Annotated in this window: 7 protein-coding genes; 5 read left to right on the forward strand and 2 right to left on the reverse strand. The window is 51.2% G+C overall.

Annotated features, from left to right (window positions below; all coding sequences use genetic code 11):
* Positions 1-382: IS110 family transposase (locus KKH67_00625; GenBank protein MBU1317675.1), on the forward strand; the 382-nt coding region annotated here is incomplete at its 5' end.
* Positions 383-677: 295 nt separating this feature from the next.
* Positions 678-1,598: a DMT family transporter gene (locus KKH67_00630; protein MBU1317676.1), complete on the forward strand. Its 921-nt coding sequence runs from the start codon at positions 678-680 to the stop codon at positions 1,596-1,598.
* 8 nt (positions 1,599-1,606) lie between these two features.
* Here KKH67_00630 and KKH67_00635 read toward each other — a convergent pair whose 3' ends face one another.
* Positions 1,607-2,020: a hypothetical protein gene (locus KKH67_00635; protein ID MBU1317677.1), complete on the reverse strand. Its 414-nt coding sequence runs from the start codon at positions 2,018-2,020 to the stop codon at positions 1,607-1,609.
* Between the two features lie 301 nt (positions 2,021-2,321).
* On the opposite strand from KKH67_00635, the gene KKH67_00640 reads away from it, so the two are divergent.
* Complete coding sequence (locus KKH67_00640; GenBank protein MBU1317678.1) at positions 2,322-3,500, forward strand: thioredoxin family protein; 1,179 nt, start codon at positions 2,322-2,324, stop codon at positions 3,498-3,500.
* Positions 3,501-3,552: 52 nt separating this feature from the next.
* On the opposite strand, the gene KKH67_00645 is transcribed toward KKH67_00640, so the two are convergent.
* Entirely contained in the window at positions 3,553-4,494 is a 942-nt protein-coding gene (locus KKH67_00645; GenBank protein ID MBU1317679.1) for a hypothetical protein, read from the reverse strand.
* A gap of 295 nt (positions 4,495-4,789) precedes the next feature.
* Here KKH67_00645 and KKH67_00650 point away from each other — a divergent pair, with 295 nt between their 5' ends.
* Entirely contained in the window at positions 4,790-5,641 is an 852-nt protein-coding gene (locus KKH67_00650) for a class I SAM-dependent methyltransferase (protein ID MBU1317680.1), read from the forward strand.
* Between the two features lie 78 nt (positions 5,642-5,719).
* Positions 5,720-6,088, forward strand: coding sequence for a transposase (locus KKH67_00655; GenBank protein MBU1317681.1), 369 nt, complete (start codon positions 5,720-5,722; stop codon positions 6,086-6,088).
* Positions 6,089-6,160: the final 72 nt, after the last annotated feature.

The raw sequence follows: 6,160 nt of genomic DNA on the forward strand, positions 1-6,160 counted from the left end.
AGAGTCAAAAAGACGCTGTCCGGGAGTAGGTTGGTTGTCAGCGATTCGTTTCACACTGGAGTGGGGAGATTTGTCACGTTTCGAGGATGATAAGCGGTTTGGTTCATATCTTGGTCTTACCGCCAGTGAGGAGTCGAGTGGCGACACTGTACACAGGGGTCGGATCACACATCAGGGAAACCCGCAGGTTAGGTCCTGGCTCGTGGAGTGTGCGTGGAGAGCTATCAGAATCGACCCTGCATTACTGAACAAGTTCCGCAAGGTATGGCAGAATACTGGCAGTAAGAAGAAAGCTATAGTTGCTGTCGCACGTAAGCTGGCAATTCGGATGCGCGCGGTCGAACTATCCGATGAGCCGTATCAGCTCGGCGTAATCAGATAATAGTGGAGTATCCGGAAGGTATCATTACCGATGATAAGTACGGGAATAAGGTGTACGACGAAATCCCTTCTGTGTCTAGAACACGTCCGTCAGGCTGTTGACACCATTTCCCACCTTACGAACAAGTAACTTGTGGGAGAACCACGAATAGCAGGTTGTAAGAACCTCACCGGAACTCGGCCAAACAAAGGACAGCCACATCGAAATCAACCCTTGACAATCATCATAGCAGGAAGGGATTCCTGACAGCGCGCAGAACAGGCATTTGCAGGAATGACACGATAGTGAGAACTCGTTGAACGATCAGACAGACAACACAACTGAGAGAAGTGCCGGCAGCGGATACGCTTTCGCGGTCGGGTCGACGTTTGCATCGGGTTTAGCGACTGTTGTCGGCAAGTGGAATCTTGCACACATCTCTCCCCTGCTCATGAACAGCTTGATCTTCCTGATCGCGACCATATTCCTTTCTGTGACACTTCTCCCCGCCCGTGGTGGGATCAAGAACGTCTTCAGACTCTCCGCCAAAGGGTGGTTCTGGATTGCGATGTTTGTCATCAGCTCCCTTCTCGCAGTATGGGGATACTGGGCGGGTGTGCAACGAATGGACCCTACTCTGGCCACGTTTCTGAATCGCGCCGAAGTCATGGTGGCGATCATACTGGGGATGATATTCCTGAGAGAGCGATTCACGAAAGTCGAAACGCTCGGAGTACTGCTATCGATCGCCGGTATAATCGTGATGCGTCTCACACTGCGAGTGGAGTACACATCAGGATTCTGGTTCGTACTGGGAGGAGCGTTCTTCTTCGGCATAACCGAGTTCGTATCGAAAATCGCCGTTCGCTATGTTGAACCACTGATTCTCGGCTACATACGTAACATGATGCTCGCCCTGCTCTACTGGATCGCGTTTGGGGCTGTCGGGCGAGGTTTCGATGGGCTCTCATCCGTCTGGCCGGGCGTGCTGGCGCTTGCTCTGATCGGTCCCGTGGCGGCGAGGCTCATGTATCTGACAGCCCTGAACAAGCTGGAGCTGTCCAGAGTCGCTGTCATCAGCCAGAGTCAACCGGTCTTCGTGATTCTGATAGCACTCCTCGCTCTCGGGCAGTTACCCACCTTCAGGGAGATCACCGGAGGAGTGCTCCTGACCCTCGGCTGTGTAATAATGATCCTATCGCGCTACACCAATAACCGACGGCTCCGTCACTCCTGAGATTCTGACTACGCTCCGAGTGCCTTTGCTGCCTTGTCGATATCTTCCGGCTTCACCCAGAGAACATATCCAAATCCACCACGACCGTCGGCTACGCCATTTGCTGCAAGAACATTGACACCGGCATTGGCAAGTTGCAGATGGTGGTCGTGCAGCGCTCCGACCCTGTCCTCGCCCTGAATCAGGAAGACCTTCTTAGGGCCGACCAGCTTTATGTCGGCTTCAGATGCAGCCCATTGCAGAGCCTGGACATCTTCGGGGATGAAATCAACTTGGGTGCGGCCGTCCCCGACCGGAAATGCCGTGAACGCAATTAGGTTGACGCCCTTTTCGCTCAAGTGTTCGAGCAGAAGACGGGCTTCACCCGGTTTGTCCCCGACCAGCGCATAGAAATAATCGACTTTCCGCACTATCTCTGCCATTGGATACCTCCTCGTTTGGATCGATGTGTCTAACCATCCCTATACAGGGCTGCCTGGGCCAGCGGTCACAATTCGGAACGATGGTGTCTGATGCAATGCGCGGAGATAAGTCACACAGACATGCTGGATATAAGTAAGATACCAAAAGCCTGCAGCTTGTCAAGCAGCTTGAAGTCACTTTCTATATTGCTCGTCATCCTCAGTATTGACAATTCAGCCAAATTGTCAATATTGATGCATATACTCCGGCTTATTCGGGGTATCACGTGTATAGCACGGCAAGCTTCGGAAAGGAAACGACGTGAAAAAAGCAGCAATCATCACAGTTCTTATCATGGCAGGATGTTCCGGCGTCCCCAATCAACAGAAGCCGGTTACACTCGACCAAGCCAAGGCGCAATCCGCCGATACGGGCAAGCCGATCCTGTTGGAGTTTTTCCACAAGGCTTGCGAGTACTGCGATGAGTTCGAACAGGATGCCGATACAAGCGCAGCAATCAAGAATGTCCTCAAGTCTGTAGTGCATTTGACTGTCGACGCTGAGTCGGACGATGGGGGCAGGCTCGCCGATCAATATGATGTCGGCAGCACATTTCCTGTGATGATTCTGATAACCAGGGATGAAGAGATCATCAGGCGCTGGACGGGCTATACAACAGCGGACGATTTTGTTCAGAAAATGCAGACTTCGCTTGCAGACCACGCGACCATAAATGAGCGGCTCAAACGCTACGAGGCAAACCCGACAATCGACGATGCGCTTGTCCTCGCTAAACACTATGAAGAAATCAGTGAACACCTGAAAGCCATCGATTTCTATCGTCAGGCGGACGAACTGAACAAGGATGGTGTATTTGATCATTCGTACGAAATTTTCCTCAACACCGCCAACGCGATATGGAAGGACCAACTGGAGTTTGATCGCGCGCATGCGGCCGCCGACGGAGTCTTCCACGGTAAGCGACTGAATACAGGCAATATCCTCAAGGTCGCGCTGATGATGGCTCGGCTCGGGAGAAAAGCGGACAAGGCCGATGACGTCGGTTATTATTTGCAGGAAGCTCTCCGATTGACAGAGAAAACCAATGCGAAGCAATTCCTGCAGTCGCGCGAGTGGATCAAGGCTGACTACGCCCTGCACATCGACCATGACACATCATTGGCTCTCGACATCTGCAGAGAGAGCCTCGGCGAAGGATGGGAGAACGATCGAGACCAGGCCTTTCTGTTCGCAAAGTGGTGTCTAGAAAGAAAGATAAACCTCGCAGAGGCTGAGGCCTATGCTCGCAGGACAGTCGAGGTGGTTCAGCCGGGGCATATTAAGGCAATGGTCGCCTACACTGTTGCAGAAATATGCGAAGAGAGGGGAAATCTGCCGGAGGCGGTGGAATTCGCGAAGATCGCTGCCGCCGAGGATACCGAGAGCGATTATTATCAGAAGCAGTTCACAAGACTGCAGGAAAAGTCGGTCGGCAAATAGGACTACGTACTGTCCTTAGCGGGTTAGCTGCAATAGGTGATTGAATCGGCGATTACTTGTGCACACTGATGATTGTGCCGTCGTCGCCACAGATCCACATTCTATCTTCGACTACTTCGATATCTCTCAGAGTTACCTTTACAAAGTTGGAATCGATTGCCCAGCTATTGCCAGAATTAACCGTCAGGAACATCTTGCCATTCTCGCCAACTGCGACACCTTCCAGCATGGAAAGAAATCCCACGGCATAGAGATTCTGTTCGGTCAACTGACCTTTCCTCTGCCAGGACCATCCACCGTCGTTCGTGCTTGCAAGGAGACCGCCATGGCCGACTATCCATCCGCTCTGCGCATTGTGGAAGAAACAGCCGCGAACAACGTCCCTGTCGTCAAGGATGTTCTTCTCCCAGGTTTCGCCACCGTTGGTAGTCGAGCCGACAGATCCGGTGCAGGTGATCCATCCAAGCTGCGATCCGCGCATGAACAGACTTGACATCCCGATCATATCGTTGTAGACCTCCTGCCATGTATCGCCGCCATCATGACTGGCAAGAAGCACACCGTCCAACGATCCGCTTTCGGTCTTATTCACTCCGACAATAATACCCTCGTCATCATCCCAGAAACCGATATCGTACAGCCAGATTTTCTGATCGAGTGACTCGTCAATCCACGTCTTGCCACCGTCTTTCGTGTGGAAAAGGCATCCATCTGAACCGACTGCAAATCCATCGTCATCTTCAGCGAAGAATATATCTTCAAGATAGTAGTCTCCCAGATCGTGCGTGGTCCACGTTTTGCAACCATCTTCCGTGTGCAGGATATTGCCTGCTGAAGTCACCGCCCAGCCCTTGCTGTCGTTTTCAAAGAAGATACCTGTGACGTTCTCAGTCGTTCCGGTGGACAACTTATCCCATTTCATCTCTATAAGGTTCTTCTTTTCGCATCCGGTGGCTAATATTAAGACGGCTAAGAGCAGCACTTTGAACTTCATGGTCACTTCTCCCCAGGTTTGGTCGATTGAATTTCCCGACAGAGCTAATATTCACCGTTTTTCTATCGAAGAAAAGCTTTTTTTTCGGAATCTGTCTTCACGTCTTGCGTCGGCCGTAGTTTTTGGTTGAATTGCTGTTCCGACCGGCTACCTTTAGTGCAGAAGGATCAGCTTGTTTGCCTGAGAGAGGACCTTCAGCTCTAACGCAGGATGGGGCAGCGGATACATTGACGTCAGGTGATGCGGTATTTCGAAATAGACATACGGGAGACAAAGCTAAAGAACTAGATCCAGGATGCCGCCGAAAGGTAAGACTGCCGTGATATCAGTGGCAAAGGCTATTGAGAGAACAATCGAAAGATTCCCGTTCGAGGGATATATGTCTACAGCGACTGAGCCGAGGTCGGCTCATATGAACATCGCAAACGCGGTGCTCAGCCACCTCGAAGCGGGCGCGACGATACTCGATTTCGGCTGCGGACCCTGCGACAAGACCGCCATACTCCAGCTTCTCGGCTACAAATGCTCAGGCTTTGATCCACTGGAGGATAACTGGCACACATTGCCCGGCAACCGAGAGAAAATTCAGAGATTCACGGACGAGTGCGGGATTGATTTCATGCTGGCAGAGGGCGGCAAACTGCCGTTCGAGAAAGAATCTTTTGACATGGTAATGATGAACGATGTGCTGGAACATCTGCACGACTCTCCGCGCGACCTTCTCAATGATCTGCTGGAGCTCTGTAAACCTGAGGGCCTCCTGTTTGTGACAGTCCCCAACGCCGTTAACATCAGGAAACGTCTCGACGTGTTGTTCGGCAGAACGAACCTTCCTCGATTCGACGGCTTCTACTGGTATCCGGGCTGCTGGAAAGGACACATTCGCGAGTATGTGAGGGATGACCTCGCGAAGCTGGCCGAGTTTCTCGATCTCGAAATTCTCGAACTCAGAGGCTGCGATCACATGCTTGAGAAACTGCCACGGGTGTCAATTCCGATATACTTGCTGGCAACGAGATTCCTCGACGGGCTAAAGGATTCCTGGATACTCCTGGCCAGAAAAAAGCCGAACTGGAAGGCGCGAAAGGCAATCCCCGAGGATGAACTCAATGAATTGTTGGGTAAGTCTACGTCCTTTCGGTATTAGAACAAATTGGGTGGCCCACAGCTTGGGGCTTGTTGAAAAAGCCCTGGTATTTGGTATTGTGTATATTTGATTGTTAGTATGCAAACAAAGAGAGAACATAGACAGCAGGAAATGATGCTCCTCCCGTCTCTGGAGAGTTTGATACCGAAGGATCACTATCTTCGTCGACTTGATCGTGTATTGAATCTGAGTTTTGTACACGATGCGGTTCGCGACCGTTATTGCCAGGACAACGGTCATCCTTCTATTGATCCGGAAGTTGTCGTACGGTTGTTTCTGATCCAGGCGATGGATGGTATTTCCCATGTACGGGAGTTGATGCGTCAGGTTCAGGTGAACCTTGCTTACAGGTGGTTCATCGGTTATCGATTGGATGAGAAGTTGCCGGATCATTCGACACTGTCACGTGCGTTGGAGAGATATATTCAAAAGTTGTGGATAGAATAGAATGAGCGTATCCTCTTAATAGTAAACAAGAGAACTCGGGTTTATCCGAGCAGGAGGACACGCTCATGAGGA

It is taken from the genome of Candidatus Zixiibacteriota bacterium (genome assembly GCA_018820315.1).
Taxonomy (GTDB): domain Bacteria; phylum Zixibacteria; class MSB-5A5; order JAABVY01; family JAHJOQ01; genus JAHJOQ01.

Bases quoted from the DNA above. Each gene is read 5' to 3' on its own strand.
- KKH67_00655 (MBU1317681.1), top strand. From the start codon at position 5,720: ATGCAAACAAAGAGAGAACATAGACAGCAGGAAATGATGCTCCTCCCG.
- KKH67_00650 (MBU1317680.1), top strand. From the start codon at position 4,790: ATGCCGCCGAAAGGTAAGACTGCCGTGATATCAGTGGCAAAGGCTATT.
- KKH67_00635 (MBU1317677.1), bottom strand. From the start codon at position 2,020: ATGGCAGAGATAGTGCGGAAAGTCGATTATTTCTATGCGCTGGTCGGG.
- KKH67_00645 (MBU1317679.1), bottom strand. From the start codon at position 4,494: ATGAAGTTCAAAGTGCTGCTCTTAGCCGTCTTAATATTAGCCACCGGA.